Below are 17,664 nucleotides of genomic sequence, written 5' to 3'. Positions count from 1 at the left end.
GGCCCGCACCCGTCGCCGCCCCGGCCGGCGCCGGCGCGCTGGAGCTGTTCTGACCATGAGCGCCCCGTCCGACCACGCCGATCTGCTGGCCGCCGTCGCCGACGAGCTGATGCTGGCGCGCCAGGGCGTCGACGGGATCGAGACCCTGGTCAGCGATCTGGTCCGGCGCGCGCCACCCGACGAGCGTTCGAACGCCTTGACCCAGGCCCAGGCGCTGGACGCCCTGACCCAACAAATCGAAGCCCTATCCGGCGTCCTGCGGCGGTTGAGCGGCGGCGCCAGCCCGTCCGACGCCGTCAGCCAGGTGTCGCTCGCCGACATGGCCGGCCGCCTGCGGCCCCCCGCCGGCCGAAATCGCCCGATCTCCGGGGCCGACGCCGGCGATCTGATGCTGTTCTGATGTCATGACGAAGAGCGACCGGGTCAATCTGGCGCACACCACGGTCCTTCTGATCGACGACCAGCCCACCTCCTTGGATATGCTGGCCTCCATCGTCCAGGGCTTCGGCTGCAAGGAGCAGATCAAGTGCAACTCGGCCCAAGGGGCGGTCGAACTGCTGGCCCGCCGCGCCGTCGATCTGATCCTGATCGACTGCATCATGCCGGAGATGGACGGCTATGAGTTCGTGCGCTGGCTGCGGCGCGACGCCCCGACGCCGACCCGCTACGTTCCCGTCATCATGATCTTGGGCCATGCGTCCCAGGCCAAGGTGCATCAGGGCCGCGACTGCGGCGCCAGCTTCATCGTGGCCAAACCCCTGTCGCCCGCGCTTCTACTGAAACGCATCGTCTGGCTGGGCGGCGAGGACCGCGATTTCGTCGACGCCGCCCACTATGTCGGGCCCGACCGCCGGGTACGCAACTACGGCCCGCCGACCGGCGACGGCCGGCGCGAGGGCGACCTGTCCGGCGAACTGGGCGAAGCCGTGGAAGAGAATATGGATCAGGACGCCATCGACATGATGATGAAACCGATGAAGGTCAGTCTGTGACGGACGCCCCGGCCAAGCCCATCATCCGCAAGGTCCACACCTCGCTGCAGCGTCAGATGGCCCGTCCCGGCGGACGGCTGATCGCCGAGGCCGAATCCCGCGCCAATCAGGCCCTGGAGGGCCAGCGCGACCATGTGTTCTCGCTGCTGAAGAATAGGATCGACGCCGTGGAGGAACTGTGCGCCGGCCGTCCGGCCGACGCCCCGGCCCAGGTCTATGCCTGCGCGTCGGCCATGGTCGACATGGCCGGCTTTCTGGATGTGCCGACCTTCTTCGAAGCGGCCTTCAGCCTGTGCGAAATCGCCGACCGCATGCGCGCCGCCGGCGTCTGGTCCTGGCCCTCCGTCGAGGTCCACGCCCGCGTGCTGCGGATCACCCTGGCCGACGCCGGCCGGCCCACGCCCGAATCCAAACGCCTTTTGGAGGGCCTGAACGCCCTGACCGCGCACGTCCCTCCTGTGGATTAACGCACCGGCCGTAACTGGCGGAACAAGGGCGAAACGAATCAGGACCGAATCGCCGACACCGCCCCATTCGTCCTTTGTTCACCGCGATATCTGGTAGATTAATCGCCCTTAACCACAAGCCGCCCATGTCGCCAGTCTGCGACCTGCGCCCCACTTTTTCGTCGCTCGACCGCCCCGACCGCTTCCCCACGCGCCCGCAAATCGCTAGGTCATCGCCCGTGGCCCCGTAGCTCAGCTGCATAGAGCAAGGCTTTCCTAAAGCCGAGGTCGGAGGTTGGAGTCCTCCCGGGGTCGCCATCCATGTGTGTCGGTGCAAGGCGGAGTTGGAGCAAATCCAACTTGAGGGGCGAAAACCAAGTTAGGCGCACGACCATCGCCCTGTTGATGACGGGGGGACAGGTCAGCGACGACATCGGGGCCGCCGCTCTCCTCGCCAGACTTCCGCTGCTGCAATGGCTGCTGGACGACAGAGGACGGGTTTAGGGACGCTCTTCAGGCCGAAGGGATCACCTCATCCAACCCAGGCCCCAAATCCCGGAGCGAGCCCGCCCGTCACGACGACCGCCGCTGTAAACAGCGCAGTCGGAGATCTCGCGGCGTCTGTGTTCTTCTGGCTATGTGTCATGAGCCCAATGGCCCATCGAGCTGGAGCCCTGAGGCCGCGCGCAGCGAAATGACGCATGGCCGGCTTCGGCGGGTCGGTGAACCATTTCGCGATCAGGCGGTTAGCCCATCCTGACACAGGGAGAGGGCAGGCATGAACACCCATGAGATTTCGGGGGCGGTGATCCGACCGCTGCACAGGCTGTTGCTGGCGTTTCCGGTCGCCCTGTTCACCTTCGCCCTGTTCACCGACATCGCCTATCTGCGGACGGCCGAGATGCAGTGGTCGAACTTCTCGGCCTGGTCGATCGCGCTGGCCCTGGTGTTCGGCGGGATCGCGGGCGTCTTTTCCATCGTCGATCTGGTGCTGTCGTTGCGCCGGGGGCGGTCGAAGTGGCGGGTCGTTCATGTGGCGACGCTGGCCCTGGCCTGGATCCTGGGCCTGGTGAACGCCTTCAAACACAGCCAGGACGCCTGGAGCTCGGTCGGCGCTTTCGGCCTGATCCTGTCGCTTATTTGCACCCTGCTGATCCTGGTCGCCGGTTGGACCGCCTATGCCGATCGGGAGATCGTCCGATGAACAAGAACATCCTGGCCGCCAGCGCCGCGACCCTGGCCATGGCCCTGACGGTGGCGTCCTGCGGTTCCTCCAGCGACCCCAAGCTGAACCAGAAGGGGGCGACGCCCGATCTGCCGCGGGTCAACGAGACCCTGGTGCCCGCTATGAAGATCAGCCCGCCGGCGGCCTGGAACGGCGAGACGCCGACCGTGCCCGAGGGCTTCACCATCAGCGCCTTCGCCACCGATCTGAAGATCCCGCGCCAGATGCTGGTGCTGCCCAACGGCGACGTGCTGGTCGCCGAAGGACGCGGCGGCGGGGCCCCGGCCGTGCGGCCCAAGGACGTCATCGCGGGCGTCATCAAGAAGCAGGGCAACACCAAGATCGACGGCGGAAACCGCATCACCCTGTTGCGCGACGCCAACAACGACGGCGTGCCGGAACTGCGCACCGTTCTGGTTGAGAAGCTGAACGCCCCCTACGGCCTGGCCTGGGTGGACGGCTATCTCTACGTCGCCGAGCAGGACGCCCTGGTCCGCTTCCCGTTCCAGCCCGGTCAGACCGGCATCGCCACCCCGCCCGAGCGGGTCACCGAACTGCCGTCGCGCCTGAACCACCACTGGACCAAGGCCATGACGGCCAGCGCCGACGGGACCAAGCTGTATGTCGGCATAGGCTCCAACTCCAACATCGGCGAGCGCGGGCTGGAGGTCGAGGAAGAACGCGCCGTGGTGTGGGAGATTGACCGGGCGACCGGCGCGCGCCGCACCATCGCCACCGGCATCCGCAACCCCACCGCCCTGGCCATCGAGCCAGGCACCAGCCTGTTGTGGTCGGTGGTGAACGAGCGCGACGAACTGGGGCCGCAACTGGTGCCCGACTATCTGACCCAGGTGAAGGACGGCGCCTTCTACGGCTGGCCCTACAGCTATTGGGGTCAGAATCTGGACCCGCGCGTGATGCCGCAGAAGCCCGATCTGGTGGCGCGCGCGATCAAGCCGGACTATGCTCTGGGATCGCACGTGGCGGCGCTGGGTCTGGATTTCGCGCGCAACGGCGGCTTCGGCGGGCCGTTCGCCAACGGCGCCTTCATCGGCATGCACGGCAGTTGGAACCGCCAGGATCCGTCGGGCTACAAGGTCGTGTTCGTGCCCTTCAACAACGGCCGGCCGAGCGGCCAGCCGGTCGATTTCGCCACCGGATTCCTGAAGGACGGCAGGGCGCGGGGCCGCCCGGTGGGCGTGTCCTTCGACCAGAACAAGCGCATCCTGCTGGTCGCCGACGACCTGTCCAACACCGTCTGGCGGATCGCGCCGCGCGGCTGAGGCGGATCAGTCGCGGAGGGTTGCGACCGGCGTCGGCCTGCGCCGGTCGTCCTGTGGGCGCCGTCGACGCAGTCGGCGATCGGCGCGGGCGATCTCGCTGAACGTCAGATCGGGCGACTGTCGGAAGGCGGCGCGAAGTTGTTCGATACGGCCCGGCGCCCAGGCGGCGACGACGCCGGCCGATCCGGCCAGGAAGTCGATGATCGAGACGCTGCGCCCCGTCAAACCCTGCAGCAATTCGACGGCGAAGGCGGCGGCGATGACGAACAGGGCCAGATCGTCACGCCGCTGACGCGGGGCGATCAGGAACAGGCCGCTTGCCACGCCGTAGAAGGCGATCACATGGGCGGTCTTGTCGTTCAGGCCGAACACCTGTTCCAGATCCTTGAATGGTCCCAGCATCAGCGCCGCCATGCCCAGGCTGGCGGCCACGAATAGAAGGCGGGCGGCCATGACGATGTGGCGCGGCGTGAGCATGAGGCGGGCGTCCCTGGGTTCGATGCCGTCCCACTGTGCATGGCGCGCCCCAAGACGCGGTGAAGCGACGTGCTGAACGCTTCACGAACGACTGAATCCCAAGGGGTCAGCGCAATACGGACCAGGCCAGGGGGTGAACCCGGTCCCGCCCCAGGGCGGCGGCCAGCGGCGGGGTCGCGAACAGATCGGCGACCGCAGAATCGCGCACGTTGAGCCCGCCCGTGAAGGCCCCGAAGGCTGGCAGGACGATCCGGCGTCCGTCGGTGACGAAACAGGGCCGGCGCACGCCGCGACCATAGGCGGCGACGCGCGCGGCCGGATGCAGGTGCCCCGCGACCTCCCCATGGCGGTCGCCGTCGGCCGACAGCGGCTCCGGCTCGTGCGTCAGCCGCAGCGCGCCCAGGGTCATGTCGCCGACGATCCGGCCGGGCAGGCGGTTGGCGCTCTCGGCGTCACGCTTCAGGGCCTCGCGGTCGTGATTGCCTTCCAGCCACAGCCAGTCGCGTCCGGCCGCCAGCCGATCCAGCCGCGCCCGGTCCTCGCCCGCCATGCGCGGAACCGCCCTGGTGTCGTGGAAACTGTCGCCCAACAGGACCACCCGTTCGGGCGCCAGCGCCTCGACCTCGGCTTCCAGCCGATCAAGGGTCGCGCGGCTGTCATAGGGGGGAAGCATCTGGCCGCGCACGGCGAAGGCCGACCCCTTTTCCAGGTGCAGGTCGGCGACGATCAGGGTGCGGTGGGCCGGAACCCACATCGCCCCCGAACAGCGCAGCACGCAGACCTCGCCCGCAACCCGAACGCTCAGCGAGCCGCAGGTCCGGCGCGCCGGGGCCAGGGTCTGGCGCAGGGCCGCGTTCATGCCGCCCCGCCCGTAACGATGTCCGGTTCGTCGTCGTCCATCACTTCTGCGATCAGGATTTCGGCGCTTTCGTCCAGGATCATCTCGGCGGCGTCCCCGCCCACGCGCTCACGCCCGATCTGGACCAGCACCGGCACGCAGAAGGGCGATGGGCGCGTCAGGGGCTGATGGCGGATGCGACCCTCGATCCGCGCCAGCATCTGACCCAGGCGCGACACGTCCAGCAGGCCGGACGCCGCATCGGCGCGGGCGGTCTTCAGCAGCAGATGGTCGGGTTGGTGGCGGCGCAGCACGTCGTAGATCAGATCGGTGGAGAAGGTCACCTGCCGGCCGGTCTTTTCGGCGCCGGGCTGGCGGCGCTCGATCAAGCCCGAGATCAGGGCGCAATTGCGGAAGGACCGCTTCATCATGAAGCTTTCCTCCAGCCAGGCCTCAAGATCGTCGCCCAGCATGTCCGGCTGGAACAGGGCGTCCAGGTCGATCCCGTCCATCGGTCGGATCGACCATATGGCCAGCGAATAATCGGTGACGACGAACCCCAGCGGCCCGACGCCCAGACGGTCCAGCCGCCGGGTCAGGAGCATGCACAGGGTCGTGTGGGCCAGATTGCCCTCGAACGGATAGGCGACCAGGAAATGACGGCTGCCGCGCGGGAAGGTCTCGACCAGCATGGATTCGGCGTCGGGAATGACCGAGCGGGTTTCCTGCAACTCCAGCCATTCCTGAACGTCGGGCGGCAGGACGCGCCAGTGGTCGCGGTCGTGGACCATGTCGCGCACCCGGTCGGCCAGGGAGGTGGACAGCGGGAACTTCGACCCGCCCCAGGACGGGATCTTGGGGTCCTTGTCATTGGCGTGGGTGACCAGGGCGTCGGTGCCCGTGATGCCTTGGAAGGCCCAGATCTGGCCGGCGAACTGGAAGGTGTCGCCGGGCGTCAGCTGTTCGAAATACCACTCCTCGGCCTCGCCCACCTTGCGGCCGCCGATCAGCTGGCGCGAGGCGCCGCCGCGGCGGCTGGCGACGCGGACGTTCAGGGTCCCGGCCGAGACGATGGCGCCGACATTCATGCGGTGGCGCTGGGCGATCTGCTGGTTTCGCACCTTCCAGCGCCCGTCCTGGGTTCGCACGATACGGGCGAAGCGGTCATAGGTCCGCAGGGCGTATCCGCCGGTGGCGACGAAATCGACCACCTCCTCGAACGGCTCCCAGGTCAGATCGCGATAGGGGCCGCAGCCGATGATCTCGTCATACAGGGCCTGCATGTCGAAGGGTTCTGAACAGGCGACCCCCATGACGTGCTGAGCCAGGGTGTCCAGGGTGCCGATGTGGATCGGCTCCCAGTCGAAGGCGTTGGCGGCGACGGCCTCGCGCGCGGCCTGGCACTCCAGCATCTCGAACCGGCTTGCGGGCACCAGAAGGGCGCGCGACGGCTCGTCCAGCCGGTGGTTGGCGCGGCCGATGCGCTGGACCAGACGGCTTGACCCCTTGGGCGCCGCCATCTGGATGACCAGATCGACGTCGCCCCAGTCGATGCCCAGGTCCAGGGTGGAGGTGCAGACCACGGCCCGCAGGTCGCCCCGCGCCATGGCCGCCTCGATCTTGCGGCGTTGCTCCGCCGCCAGGGAGCCGTGGTGCAGGCCGATGGGCAGGTTGTCGTCGTTGATCGCCCACAGCTGCTGGAACACGAACTCCGACTGCCAGCGGGTGTTGACGAAGATCAGGGCCAGGGTCGAGCGCTGGATGGCGGCATAGACCTCCGGAATTGCGTGCTGGCCGGTGTGGCCCGCCCACGGCACCTTCCCCTCCGAAATCAGCACGTCGATGACGGCCGGCGCGCCGGGGTCGCCCTTGACCAGGGTCACCGCATCAAGAGCGCCTCCGCCCGGCGCCAACCATCCCCGGATCAGATCGGGGTCTTCGATGGTTGCGCTCAACCCCACCCGCCGCATCTGGGGCGCAAAGCTCTGCAACCGGCCCAGGCCCAGCGACAGCAGATCGCCGCGCTTGCCGCTCCAGATCGCGTGCACCTCGTCCAGCACCACGCATTTCAGGTCGGCGAAATAGGCTCGCGCCCCTTCCCAGGCGCAGAACAGGGCCAGCTGTTCAGGCGTGGTCAGCAGGATGTCGGGCGGAAAGTCCCGCTGGCGCTGGCGCTTGGACTGTTTGGTGTCGCCGGTGCGCGTCTCGACATGGATGTTCAGCCCGATCTCGCGGATCGGCGTCATCAGATTGCGCTCGACGTCGGTCGTCAGGGCCTTCAGCGGAGACAGATAGAGGGTGTGGACCCCCGATCCCGGCCCGATCTCAGGCCTCGGCCCCCGCTCCGCCAGATCGATCAGACTGGGCAAAAACCCCGCCAGCGTCTTGCCGCCGCCGGTTGGGGCGACCAGCAGGGCGTGCGACCCGGCATCCGCCGCCGCGACCATCTCCAGCTGATGCCGCCGAGGCGACCAGCCGCGGCTGGCGAACCAGTCGGCGAACAGGGGCGGAAGCGTTGCGGGAGTGGCGGCGGTCGTCACGGACGGGATATAGCATGTTCCCGTTCCGTTTCGCTCTTTCTGATGATACGTTTTAGCCATGAGCGATGTTCACATGCCTGATTCCGCGCCCATCGGTCCGGTCTCGCTTAGAGAAGACGGCGACACCGGCGATCGGTTCCTTGTCTACGTCGCTAAGGATGGCGTCAGGGCAGAACTTCGAGTTCTGGGCGATACTTTCTGGGCCACCCAGGCGCAGATGGCGCATATGTTTGGCGTCGATGTCCGCAGCGCCAGCAACCATATTAAGAACATATTCGCGGAGGGCGAATTGTCGGCCGATTCAGTTGTCCAAGAATCTTGGATAACTGCCGCAGACGGTAAGACCTACCGCACCAACCTTTACAGTCTCGATGTCGTTATTGCCGTGGGTTACCGCGTCAGTTCCCGGCTCGGCACCACGTTCCGCATATGGGCGACCCAGGTGCTGATGGCCTATCTCACCAAGGGATTCGTCATTGATGAGGAGCGCCTGAAGAACCCGACGGGGCGGGATTTCTTCGACGAATTGCTCGACCGCATCCGGGACATTCGGTCTTCCGAGAAACGGATGTGGACACGTATTCTGGAGTTGGCGACCTTCTGCGCGGACTATGTTCCAAACGACCGAAAACAGCACGCCGAGTTCTTCGCGGACATTCAGAACACTCTACATTGGGCCGTGCTGCAGAAGACCGCTAGCGAGTTGGTCGTCGAACGCGTCGATCATCGCAAGGAAGCCGCAGGCGTCATGAGCTTTAAAGGCAAGGCGCCAACAGTTGCGGAAGCCGGTATCGCTAAGAACTTGATGCATGAGACAGAGATCAAGGCGCTGAACCATATCACCAGTTTGATGCTGGAATTTTTCGACAGTCAGGTCGAGCAGCGCCGAATGACTACCCTTGTGGAGTTTCAGTCCAGGTTGCGCGATCTGATAAAACTTGATGGCCGGCCTCTTAAACCTGTCGGGGCGGCGACATCGGTCAGCCACGCCTACGCAGCGGCTCATGCGTCGAAGGAAATCAAGGCTTATCGAGACCGCAAAAGGTTGGAAGCCGAGAAGGCCGGCGAGGCGCAACTTCGTCAAATCGCCAAGAGGATCAAGGACAAGAAGCGGACAAAGTGATTGCTCAGTCGACCGGCGTGGAAACCCGCCTGGCCTGCGTCGAGCCGTGGGTGGGGCTGCCGCCCGCACTGGCGACGCCGCCGGGCGCGGGGGCCGTGTGCGATGATGCGGGGGCCAGAAAGATCGGGCGTGGGGCGGCTGAGGGCTTCTTCACCACCGGGCAGGTTCTGGTGGCCCATGCGTCCCTGACGGCGCGGCGGTTGGGCCTGACGCCGCCGCCACGGTCGCCAGACCTGATGGATGTGCTGGAGCTTTACGCCTTCGTGCGGCCCGCCCGGTTCTGCGCCCCGTCGCCGACTGGGCTGGCCCTCGCTTTGAGATTGGCCGAGCCGCAGTCGGCGGAGGAACAGGCGGGGGCGCTGCGCGAGGCGGCGGGTGTTTTGCTGCGCGAACTGGGGCAGCCGGCCTATCCCGAGCGGGAGGCGGCCTATGGGCTGGCCCTGACGATGCAGCGCGCCGGATGGGCCTGGGGCGCACGTGTGGTGCAGGCCCTGGAGGCGGGCGGGGTGCGGGCGCGCCAGCATCGCGGATCGGGTCTCGACGTCTGGTCGCGCCTGACGGAGTGGGAGGACGAGGCGCCGCGGGGCGAGGCGGGATCGGCCCCGGTCGACAGCGAGAGCGCGCGCATCCGTCTGGAGAAGCTGCTTCAGGCATCGGGCCTGGAAGAGACACGGCCCAGCCAGTCCGACTACGCCGCCGAGGCCGCCTTCGCCTTTTCGCCGCGCAACGAAGAGGGTCGGCCCCGCGTCCTGCTGGCCGAGGCGGGGACCGGCACCGGCAAGACCCTGGGCTATCTGGCGCCCGCCTCCCTGTGGGCCGAGCGGAACCAGGGGGCGGCGTGGATCTCGACCTATACCCGCGCCCTGCAGCGCCAGATCGACCGCGAGAGCCATTCGCTGTGGCCCGATCCGGCCGAGCGCAAGAAGAAGGCGGTGATCCGCAAGGGGCGCGAAAACTATCTGTGCGTCCTGAACCTGCAGGACATGGTTCCGGCGGCCCAGTTGGGGAACGGCGACGTGATCGGCCTGGCGCTGGTCGGGCTCTGGGCGCTGCAGACGCGAGACGGCGACATGACGGGCGGGGACTTTCCCGGCTGGCTGCCCGGCCTGTTCGCCCAGCCGGCGGCCCATGCGGCGGGGGCGGCCAATCTGGTGGATCGGCGGGGCGAGTGCGTCCACGCCGCCTGCCCGCATTACCGCACCTGTTTCGTGGAGAAGACCATCCGGGCCAGCCGTCGCGCCGACCTGGTCATCGCCAACCACGCCCTGGTCCTGACCCAGGCGGCGTTCGATGGCGCGCGGTCGGCGCGGGGCCAGAAGCAGGACGGCGAGACGGCGGCCCTGAAGCGGATCGTCTTCGACGAGGGCCACCACCTGTTCGACGCCGCCGACAGCGCCTTTTCCGCCTGTCTGTCCGGTCAGGAGGCGGCGGAGCTGCGTCGCTGGATTCGCGGGCCGGAGGGGCGGGGGCGGCGCGGGCGCGGGCTGGAGCAGCGCCTGGGCGACATGGTCAATGACAACGAAGCGGCGCTGAAGGCATTGCAGAACGCCATCCGCGCCGCCGCCGCCCTGCCGGGCGACGGGGTGTCGGGTCGGGTCGCGCCCGCCTCGGGCGAGGTCAATCCCATCGGTCCGATCGAGGCCTTCCTGGCCGCCGCCCTGGATCAGTTGCGGGCGCGCACGGCCGAGACCAATACGTACGGCGGCCCCGAGTTCGGCATGGAGTGCGCGCTGAAACCCGTGACCGATCCGGTGGCGGAGACCGCGCGGGCGGCGGCCCAGGCCCTGGCCGCCATCGAGGCGCCGCTTCTGGCGCTGTCGCGGCATCTGGAAGACATTCTGGACGACGAGGCGGCCGAGTTGGACGGGTCGCAGCGGTCGCGTATCGAGGGGGCCTTGCGAGGGCTGGACCGGCGCGCGCGCATGACCCTGCCGGGGTGGCGCTCCATGCTGGCGGCGTTGGAGGACGGCGGGGATCAGCCCGATCCCGATTTCGTCGACTGGCTGTCGGCCGAAACCGCGTTCGGCCGCATTCACGACGTGGCCCTGCGCCGCCACTGGATCGACCCGACCGTGCCGCTGGAGGCCGCCGTGATCGCGCCGTCGCACGGGGTGCTGGTCACGTCCGCCACCCTGTCCGATCCCTTGCAGGACGATCCGTTCGACCTGGCGCGGCTGCGCACCGGATCGGCGCGGCTGATCGAGCCGCCGCGCACCCTGAAGGTCGAAAGCCCGTTCGACTATGCCGCCAACAGCCGGGTCATCGTCGTCAACGACCTGGTCAAGGACGATCCGCGCCAGACGGCGGCGGCGATGCGCGAACTGTTCCTGGCGTCGGGCGGCGGGGGGCTGGGCCTGTTCACCGCCATCCGCCGTCTGAAGGCGGTCTATGAGCGGCTGGGGCCGGACCTGGCGCGTTCGGGCGTGCCGCTCTACGCCCAGCACGTCGATCCGCTGGAGGTCGGGGCCCTGGTCGACATGTTCCGGGTGGAAGAGAACTCATGCCTCTTGGGCACCGACGCCGTGCGCGACGGGGTGGACGTGCCGGGGCGGTCTTTGCGCGTCCTGGCCTTCGACCGCGTGCCGTGGCCGCGCCCGGACCTGCTGCACAAGGCGCGGCGCGAACGGCTGGGGGGCAAGGGCTATGACGATGCGCTGGCTCGCGCCCGCATCGCCCAGGCGTTCGGCCGGCTGATCCGGCGCGGCGACGACAAGGGCGTGTTTCTGATGCTGGACGCCGCCACCCCCACCCGCCTGTTCGCCAGCCTGCCGCCGGGAACCGAGGTTCAGCGCATGGGTCTGGCCGATGCGGTCGAGCTGACGCGCAGTTTCCTGAACCCCGAACCGGCCTGAGCCATGTCCAAGACCACGCCCGCGACCGTCGCCCTGACCAAGGCCGGGGTCGCCTTCCTCCTGCACCCCTACGATTACGATCCCGAGGCGCCGCGCACCGGATTGCAGGCGGCCGAAGCCCTGGCCTGGGCGCCGGAACAGGTGTTCAAGACCCTGATGACCCTGGTGGACGGCGCGCCGGCCTGCGTCGTCGTTCCCTCCGACTGCGAGGTCAGCATGAAGAAGCTGGCGGCCGTCTTCGCCGCCAAGTCTGCCCAGATGATGAAGCCCGCCGACGCCGAACGGCTGACCGGCTTCAAGGTCGGCGGCGTCAGCCCGTTCGGTCAGCGAAAGGCCGTCAGGACCGCCTTGGACGAGACGGCGATCCTGTTCGACCGCATCCTGATCAACGCCGGCCAACGCGGCCTGCTGCTGGAGATCGCGCCCGAGGATGCCCGGCGCGCGGCCGACGCCGTAATGGCCGATCTGACCGCCTAGAAACCCGTCGTCCGACTGCGGTATAGGACGACGAACGCCGGAGCCTGCATGACCGAAACCCCACCCGCGAGACACAGCCGCAAGGGCCTGTATGCGCCCTTCATCCTGGTGCTGATCGTCCTGGCGGGGTGGACCGGCTGGTGGTTCTATCTGACGCGCCAGATCGATGCGCGACTGGAGACCCAGGTCCAGACCCTTCGCCAGGCCGGCTGGACCGTGCGCTACGACGACAAGACCATCACCGGCTGGCCCTTCCGCACCCACGTCGTGCTGGATAGACTAGTGATCGGCATGCCGTCGGGCCACGCCCTGGCCGCGCCAGAGCTGACGGCCGAGGCCAACGCCTATCAGCCGACAAAATGGGTGGTGGCGGCGCCACAGGGGCTGGTCCTGACCCGCGCCGGAAAGGGTGAGGTGGCGGTCAAGGGCGACGCCATCCGCATGAGCGCGAGCGGCATCGACCAGCGCTGGCCCAATCTGGCGCTCGAGATGGTCAATCCGATCTTCACGACCCAGACCGGCGCCGAACCCTTCCCCATCGCCCGCGCCGAACGGATCGAGCTTTACGCCCGCCCGCATCTGGAAGGCTCCACCGCGCCGGCCGATGATGTCGACGTGATGTTCCGTCTGGTCGGCGGTCAGGGCCGCGCCGACGGACCGGTCGAGGGTTTCGCCCAGGACGGCTATCTGACGACCCAGCTGGAGGCCGTGATCGGCCGGGCCAGCTTGTTGAAGACCGGCGGGGACGCCGCCGGCGTCTTTTCCGCCTGGACCAGGGCCGGCGGCGCCTTCCGCGATGTGCGCGGCGATCTTCAGGCGGGCGACAGCCGCGCCACCCTGACCAGCGACCTGTTGAAGGCCGACGCGAACGGCCGGCTGACGGGCCAGGTGGAACTGCAGGCGCAAAAGCCGTTGCCGGCCCTGTCCGGCCTGATGGCGACGCGCCAGGGGCCGGTCAATCGCATCGGCGCGGCGGGGGCGGCCGCCGCCGCCGGCGCGGCCCAGGCGACGGGACAGGAGCAACTGCCGCTGACGCTGGTGTTCCGGGACGGACGAACCTGGCTGGGGCCCTTCCCCTTGGCCCCGGCGCCCAAGCTGTTCTGATGACCCTGCTGGACGAACCGCAAATGGACGAGGACCTGCTGGCGCTGGACCGGGCGGTGGTCCGCGCCGTGGCCGCGCGCATCGCGGCCGGACCGCGCGACAGGCTGGACGCCGCCGCCATCGCCCTGCGCGCGCTGCTGGACGGTATGTCGCCGGTCGAGGCGGCCGTGATCAAGACCGTCTGGGGGCGGCTGGAGGCGGCGACCGGCCCGGCCCTGGTCGCCAGCGGCGGCGTGGCCCAGGCCCTGGCGACGGATCGGTTCGGCCTGGGCATCCGTCCCCTGTCGGCCGAGGACGCGCTGAAGGCGGCGGATTCGGGATCGCGCGCCGTGATCGACCTGTCGTCCGACCGCCCGTGGTGGGGGCGGCTGCTGGCGCGGCCGGACCTTCGCATCGTCGCCGCCCTGCCGGACGACCGGCTCGGTCGGCCCCAGGCGTTCGTCGTGGCCAGGGGGACATCCGGCCCCAGCGGCGACGACCGCAGCTTCTGGGTCACCGACAGCGGTTGGTCCGAGACCAAGATCGTGGAGGCCTTGGGCGAGGCGGGGCTGATCGCCGACCCCTTGGCGGCGGCGGGCGGGTTGAAGCTGTTCGTGATGACGGGTTATGTGCAGGCCGACGACGGGCGGCTCAAGACCGCGCCCGGCCGATTGAACGGCGTCATCGGCGCCGCCCCCATCTTCTGAGATCAAGGCTTTCCATGACCGACGCGACCCACGGCCCCGCGCCCAAGCCCGGCATCCTCGACATCGCCCCCTATGTCGGCGGCAAGTCGTCCATCGCGGGCGTCGCCGAGCCGATGAAGCTGTCGTCCAACGAGAACATGCTGGGCGCGGGCGAAAAGGCGCGCGCCGCCTATGAGGCCGCCGTCAGGAACATCCACATCTATCCCGACGGCCGGGCGACGAAGCTGCGGAACGCCGTATCCGAACTGCATGGGCTGGAGCCCGAACGGCTGATATTCGGCAATGGGTCGGACGAGGTGTTCGCCCTGTTGAACCAGACCTATCTGACGGCGGGCGACAATATCGTGTGCGGACAGTACGGCTTTCTGGCCTACCGCATCAGCGCCCTGGGCTGCGAGGCCCAGGTCAAGCTGGCGCCCGAGCCGAACTTCAAGGCCGAGGTCGACGCTCTGCTGGCCCAGGTCGATGAGCGGACCAAGATCGTCTATGTCTCCAACCCGTCCAACCCTACCGGCAGCTACAATACGGCTGAGGAAATCCGCCGCCTGCACGCCGCCCTGCCGCCGCACGTCATTCTGGTGGTGGATGAAGCCTATGCGGAATATGTGACCGAGGCCGACTGGGAAACCGCCTTCCCGCTGGCCAAGGACGCCGAGAACATCGTCGTCACCCGCACCTTCTCCAAGATCCACGGCCTGGGGGGCTTACGCATCGGTTTCGGCTATGCGCCGGTCGCGGTGGCCGAGGCCATCGACCGCATCCGCCTGCCGTTCAACGTCTCGGTTCCGGGGCTGGAGGCGGCGACGGCCGCCCTGTCCGACACCGCGCACCAGGAGGCGTCGCGTGAATTGATCACGACGTGGAAGCCGCGCCTGACCCAGGCCCTGCGCGGCTTTGGGCTGAACGTCCTGCCCAGCGCCGGCAACTTCGTGCTGGTGCTGTTCGACGACGCTGAACGCGCCGCCGCCGCCAACGACTATCTGAACACCAAGGGCGTCATCGTCCGCCCGGTCGGCGGCTATGGCCTGCCCCAGGGCCTGCGCATCACCATCGGCACTGAAGATCAGAACCGCGCCGTGATCGACGCGCTCAGTGAGTTTGCGGCGACCTGACCGGTCGCCGCCTTTTCGTCGTCAGCCGCCGAAGCGACGGGCGATGAAGACGCCGGTGCGGATGGCGTCGTCATTCCTGGACAGGGGGCTGTCGGCGACGTCGCCGAGGCGGCGTTCATAGTTGAGCAGACCGCCCGCGCCCCATTTGTCGCCGATCGGAACCAGCAGGATCAGACTGGCGCCGGCGCCTTGCAGGCCGCCGCCCGGCGAATAGGCGGCGATGCCGTTGGCCGTCGCTTCGGTGGCGTTCACGCCATAGTAGGCGTCGGCCAGTTTGGCGTCGCCGCCGCGCACATAGACCGAGGCGTTCAGAAGTCCGACCGGCGTGACCCGCTGATGGCCCACGGAGGCGTAGTATTCCGTGCCTTCGCTGACGTCGCTGATGTCGCGGCTGATGCGGCCGCCGACGACGACGTTGCCCGGCAGGCGTTTGAAGGCGTAGGCGGCCAGATCGGCGCCGAAGCCCGGACGGTCCAGCGCCAGTCCCTCGATATCATCGGCCGAGAAGCGCGGGCGAACCTGCACCCCGGCGCGGAAATCGTCGGTCTTGACCACATTCCAGCCCAGACCATCGATCGGCGTCAGATAGACGATGTCGCGGTAATTGGCCGAAATCCACGGCGCGACCGTGGTCTTGGACCCGGTGTCGCCATTGCTGTCGTTACGATACAGCACCCCGGCCCCCAGATCGACGGTCCAGCCCTCGGCGGTGGGCCGGACCTGTTCGTACGGCTGCGATTGGGCCAAGGCGGAACCGGCGAAGGCCGTGGCGGCGATGGCGGCCGTCATGGCCAGGAAGCGCAGGGACATGGGTTCTCCTCGAATGGAATTCAGGTCACCCGATACGTTCGGGGCGCCCCTTTGGCTCCAGCAATCCCAACGAAGCCGTCTCGATGCGACTTTCCAGCAACGCCATCATGGCGCCGCGCTTCAGGCCGGCGGGAATCGGCTCCAGGAATTCGAACACCACCACGCCGGGATGGCGGTGGAAGCCGTGGGCCGGCCAATGGACGCCCGAGTTGGTGGCCACGGGCCAGCAGGGGCCTTCCAGATCGCGATAGATGGCGGCGACGCCGGGCTTGTAATCGCCGGGCACGCCGGGGTCGTTGCGCGTGCCCTCCGGGAAGATGACGATCTGCCGGCCTTCTGACAGACGGTCCCTGGCCTGGCGGGTCATGTCCTTCAGCGCCTTGGCGTGACCGGCGCGGTCCACGGCGATCATCTTGGTCTTCCAGGCGAACCAGCCGAAGAAGGGCAGGGGCATCAACTCCTTCTTCATCACGAAACAGGCGTCGGGCAGGACCGCCAGCAGGGCCACGATGTCCAGCATCCCCTGGTGCTTGGAGGCGACAAGGGCGGCGCCGGACGGACGGTTCCCCAACCCCCGGAACTCCACCTTAACGCCCGCGATCCAGCGCAGGCCGAACAGCACCGTCCTGGCCCACATCCTGATGACGCCCATGGCGAACCGATGCGGCATCAGAAGCGCCGGCGACAGGCCGACGGCGAAGACCGGCATCGACAGATAGAGCCAGGCGGTGAACAGGAGGGAGCGCAGCAGGGTCACTTAGGCGGGGGCCTTTTCTTCGGCGGCGGGGACGGGCGTCGCGGCGGCGGGCCGCTCGCGGGTCAGGCGACGCACGCCCTCGCGCCCCAGGACGGCCAGGTATTTCATATATTCCAGCGTCATGCGCCGCGCCGTCACCGCCGCCCGCCACCAGCGCGCATTGTCCAGCGACGGGGTCGAGACGGCGTAGGGCGTCAGCTTGACCCCCGGCGCCTGGCCCCGGATCTCAACCAGCGAGCGCGGCATATGATAGTCGGACGTCACCACGATCAGGCTGCGATAGCCCTTGGACCGCGCCCAGGCGGCGATCTCCTGGGCGTTGCCGACCGTATCCTCGGCCTCGAAGCCCAGATCGACGCAGCAGTTGAACAGGCGGCTGGAGCCGGGGGTCAGTTCGCGCAGCTCGCGACGGCGCACCTCGCGGTTGACGCCCGAGATCAGCACCCGCTCGCCCTTGCCCTGTTCCAGCAGGCGGATGGCGGCGTTGACGCGCTCGGACGACGGACCGGTCAGGGCCACGACGGCGTCGGCGCGGGCGGGATCCTCGGCGGGCGTCAGCTCGCGCACCCGGTGGGCGAAGGCGAACAGGCCGACCAGCCAGATCAGGCCGGCGATGAAGACGACGCTCAACAGTCTCATGCGTCCCCCCCGCTCGCGCCCAAAGCCAACAGCCGCATGGCGGCGAATCTCGCGGCCAGAACCGCAACCGTAGCCGCCAGCAGCGGGCATGGCGAGAGCAGCAACAGGTCGCCCCACGCCACAGGCAGGGCCGCCGTCAGGCCGCCCGATCCCCCCAGCAGCCGCAGCAAGGCGACCAGGATCGCGGCCAGCCCCGCCCCAATGGCGCCGGCGCCGGCCGCCAGCAGGCCGAATCGGCGCTGGAACAGGCAGGCGATCCGCCCGTCCGTCGCCCCGTTCAGGCTCAGGGTCTGGATCACGTCC

18 protein-coding genes, 1 tRNA gene and 1 pseudogene are annotated in these 17,664 nt (G+C 68.4%); 13 read left to right on the top strand and 7 right to left on the bottom strand.

Features of this window, described 5'->3' with window-relative positions; translation table 11 throughout:
• Positions 1 to 55: 55 nt before the first annotated feature.
• From RTU05_RS12430 to RTU05_RS12400, 7 genes are all read left to right on the top strand, one after another.
• The gene (locus RTU05_RS12430; protein ID WP_312598705.1) at positions 56 to 400 is read left to right on the top strand and encodes a hypothetical protein; all 345 of its coding nucleotides are present in this window, start codon (positions 56 to 58) and stop codon (positions 398 to 400) included.
• Positions 401 to 404: 4 nt separating this feature from the next.
• Positions 405 to 992, top strand: a complete 588-nt coding sequence (locus tag RTU05_RS12425) for a response regulator (protein WP_312598704.1) — start codon at positions 405 to 407, stop codon at positions 990 to 992.
• Positions 989 to 1,459, top strand: coding sequence for a hypothetical protein (locus RTU05_RS12420; RefSeq protein WP_312598703.1), 471 nt, complete (start codon positions 989 to 991; stop codon positions 1,457 to 1,459). The genes RTU05_RS12425 and RTU05_RS12420 overlap by 4 nt, the downstream gene beginning before the upstream one ends.
• 220 nt (positions 1,460 to 1,679) lie before the next feature.
• A tRNA-Arg gene (locus RTU05_RS12415) sits at positions 1,680 to 1,756 on the top strand.
• Positions 1,757 to 1,798: 42 nt separating this feature from the next.
• Positions 1,799 to 1,942, top strand: coding sequence for a hypothetical protein (locus RTU05_RS12410; RefSeq protein ID WP_312598702.1), 144 nt, complete (start codon positions 1,799 to 1,801; stop codon positions 1,940 to 1,942).
• Positions 1,943 to 2,216: 274 nt separating this feature from the next.
• Complete coding sequence (locus tag RTU05_RS12405; protein ID WP_312598701.1) at positions 2,217 to 2,642, top strand: DUF2231 domain-containing protein; 426 nt, start codon at positions 2,217 to 2,219, stop codon at positions 2,640 to 2,642.
• Positions 2,639 to 3,946 (top strand): sorbosone dehydrogenase family protein, encoded by a 1,308-nt coding sequence (locus tag RTU05_RS12400; protein ID WP_312598699.1) that lies wholly within the window; start codon positions 2,639 to 2,641, stop codon positions 3,944 to 3,946. The genes RTU05_RS12405 and RTU05_RS12400 overlap by 4 nt, the downstream gene beginning before the upstream one ends.
• A gap of 6 nt (positions 3,947 to 3,952) precedes the next feature.
• On the opposite strand, the gene RTU05_RS12395 is transcribed toward RTU05_RS12400, so the two are convergent.
• The 3 genes from RTU05_RS12395 to RTU05_RS12385 form a co-directional block, all read right to left on the bottom strand.
• Positions 3,953 to 4,423 (bottom strand): hypothetical protein, encoded by a 471-nt coding sequence (locus RTU05_RS12395; RefSeq protein ID WP_312598697.1) that lies wholly within the window; start codon positions 4,421 to 4,423, stop codon positions 3,953 to 3,955.
• A 106-nt stretch (positions 4,424 to 4,529) separates the two neighbouring features.
• Positions 4,530 to 5,282 carry a ligase-associated DNA damage response endonuclease PdeM gene (gene pdeM, locus RTU05_RS12390; protein ID WP_312598695.1) on the bottom strand — a complete coding sequence of 251 codons (753 nt, stop codon included), beginning with the start codon at positions 5,280 to 5,282 and terminating at the stop codon, positions 4,530 to 4,532.
• Positions 5,279 to 7,708: a ligase-associated DNA damage response DEXH box helicase gene (locus RTU05_RS12385; protein ID WP_409411626.1), complete on the bottom strand. Its 2,430-nt coding sequence runs from the start codon at positions 7,706 to 7,708 to the stop codon at positions 5,279 to 5,281. Before RTU05_RS12385 ends, pdeM begins: the two co-directional genes overlap by 4 nt.
• Positions 7,709 to 7,859: 151 nt before the next feature.
• On the opposite strand from RTU05_RS12385, the gene rhuM reads away from it, so the two are divergent.
• Genes rhuM through hisC form a run of 6 tightly spaced genes read left to right on the top strand, consistent with a single transcriptional unit; the run spans position 7,860 to position 15,155 of the window.
• On the top strand, positions 7,860 to 8,924 hold the full coding sequence (gene rhuM, locus RTU05_RS12380; RefSeq protein ID WP_312598691.1) for a RhuM family protein: 1,065 nt from the start codon (positions 7,860 to 7,862) through the stop codon (positions 8,922 to 8,924).
• Positions 8,921 to 11,776 carry an ATP-dependent DNA helicase gene (locus RTU05_RS12375; protein WP_409411625.1) on the top strand — a complete coding sequence of 952 codons (2,856 nt, stop codon included), beginning with the start codon at positions 8,921 to 8,923 and terminating at the stop codon, positions 11,774 to 11,776. The genes rhuM and RTU05_RS12375 overlap by 4 nt, the downstream gene beginning before the upstream one ends.
• 3 nt (positions 11,777 to 11,779) lie before the next feature.
• Positions 11,780 to 12,253, top strand: coding sequence for a Cys-tRNA(Pro) deacylase (ybaK, locus tag RTU05_RS12370; protein WP_312598688.1), 474 nt, complete (start codon positions 11,780 to 11,782; stop codon positions 12,251 to 12,253).
• 48 nt (positions 12,254 to 12,301) lie between these two features.
• Positions 12,302 to 13,357, top strand: a complete 1,056-nt coding sequence (locus RTU05_RS12365) for a DUF2125 domain-containing protein (protein ID WP_312598686.1) — start codon at positions 12,302 to 12,304, stop codon at positions 13,355 to 13,357.
• Positions 13,357 to 14,043, top strand: a complete 687-nt coding sequence (locus tag RTU05_RS12360) for a hypothetical protein (RefSeq protein WP_312598684.1) — start codon at positions 13,357 to 13,359, stop codon at positions 14,041 to 14,043. Before RTU05_RS12365 ends, RTU05_RS12360 begins: the two co-directional genes overlap by 1 nt.
• Before the next feature lie 14 nt (positions 14,044 to 14,057).
• On the top strand, positions 14,058 to 15,155 hold the full coding sequence (gene hisC / locus RTU05_RS12355) for a histidinol-phosphate transaminase (RefSeq protein WP_312598682.1): 1,098 nt from the start codon (positions 14,058 to 14,060) through the stop codon (positions 15,153 to 15,155).
• Between the two features lie 21 nt (positions 15,156 to 15,176).
• Here the strand turns inward: hisC and RTU05_RS12350 are convergent, their stop codons facing one another.
• The 4 genes and pseudogenes from RTU05_RS12350 to RTU05_RS12335 form a co-directional block, all read right to left on the bottom strand.
• Positions 15,177 to 15,965, bottom strand: coding sequence for a MipA/OmpV family protein (locus RTU05_RS12350; RefSeq protein WP_312598680.1), 789 nt, complete (start codon positions 15,963 to 15,965; stop codon positions 15,177 to 15,179).
• A 25-nt stretch (positions 15,966 to 15,990) separates the two neighbouring features.
• Positions 15,991 to 16,722, bottom strand: a complete 732-nt coding sequence (locus tag RTU05_RS12345) for a lysophospholipid acyltransferase family protein (protein WP_312598678.1) — start codon at positions 16,720 to 16,722, stop codon at positions 15,991 to 15,993.
• Positions 16,723 to 17,361: a YdcF family protein gene (locus RTU05_RS12340; protein WP_312598676.1), complete on the bottom strand. Its 639-nt coding sequence runs from the start codon at positions 17,359 to 17,361 to the stop codon at positions 16,723 to 16,725.
• Positions 17,358 to 17,664, bottom strand: a pseudogene (locus RTU05_RS12335) (ABC transporter permease); the annotation flags it as partial. The pseudogene RTU05_RS12335 and the gene RTU05_RS12340, both read right to left, overlap by 4 nt.

This window comes from Brevundimonas sp. (genome assembly GCF_032017145.1).
Taxonomy (GTDB): domain Bacteria; phylum Pseudomonadota; class Alphaproteobacteria; order Caulobacterales; family Caulobacteraceae; genus Brevundimonas.
The sequence above is the reverse complement of the archived record's forward strand: the minus strand, read 5'-3'. Positions and strand labels throughout refer to the sequence as shown.

What these genes read in the sequence shown, in the direction of transcription:
- RTU05_RS12430 (WP_312598705.1), top strand. Translation starts at nt 56, where the DNA reads ATGAGCGCCCCGTCCGACCACGCCGATCTGCTGGCCGCCGTCGCCGAC.
- RTU05_RS12425 (WP_312598704.1), top strand. Translation starts at nt 405, where the DNA reads ATGACGAAGAGCGACCGGGTCAATCTGGCGCACACCACGGTCCTTCTG.
- RTU05_RS12405 (WP_312598701.1), top strand. Translation starts at nt 2,217, where the DNA reads ATGAACACCCATGAGATTTCGGGGGCGGTGATCCGACCGCTGCACAGG.
- RTU05_RS12400 (WP_312598699.1), top strand. Translation starts at nt 2,639, where the DNA reads ATGAACAAGAACATCCTGGCCGCCAGCGCCGCGACCCTGGCCATGGCC.
- RTU05_RS12395 (WP_312598697.1), bottom strand. Translation starts at nt 4,423, where the DNA reads ATGCTCACGCCGCGCCACATCGTCATGGCCGCCCGCCTTCTATTCGTG.
- pdeM (WP_312598695.1), bottom strand. Translation starts at nt 5,282, where the DNA reads ATGAACGCGGCCCTGCGCCAGACCCTGGCCCCGGCGCGCCGGACCTGC.
- RTU05_RS12385 (WP_409411626.1), bottom strand. Translation starts at nt 7,708, where the DNA reads ATGGTCGCGGCGGCGGATGCCGGGTCGCACGCCCTGCTGGTCGCCCCA.
- rhuM (WP_312598691.1), top strand. Translation starts at nt 7,860, where the DNA reads ATGAGCGATGTTCACATGCCTGATTCCGCGCCCATCGGTCCGGTCTCG.
- ybaK (WP_312598688.1), top strand. Translation starts at nt 11,780, where the DNA reads ATGTCCAAGACCACGCCCGCGACCGTCGCCCTGACCAAGGCCGGGGTC.
- RTU05_RS12365 (WP_312598686.1), top strand. Translation starts at nt 12,302, where the DNA reads ATGACCGAAACCCCACCCGCGAGACACAGCCGCAAGGGCCTGTATGCG.
- RTU05_RS12360 (WP_312598684.1), top strand. Translation starts at nt 13,357, where the DNA reads ATGACCCTGCTGGACGAACCGCAAATGGACGAGGACCTGCTGGCGCTG.
- hisC (WP_312598682.1), top strand. Translation starts at nt 14,058, where the DNA reads ATGACCGACGCGACCCACGGCCCCGCGCCCAAGCCCGGCATCCTCGAC.
- RTU05_RS12350 (WP_312598680.1), bottom strand. Translation starts at nt 15,965, where the DNA reads ATGTCCCTGCGCTTCCTGGCCATGACGGCCGCCATCGCCGCCACGGCC.
- RTU05_RS12340 (WP_312598676.1), bottom strand. Translation starts at nt 17,361, where the DNA reads ATGAGACTGTTGAGCGTCGTCTTCATCGCCGGCCTGATCTGGCTGGTC.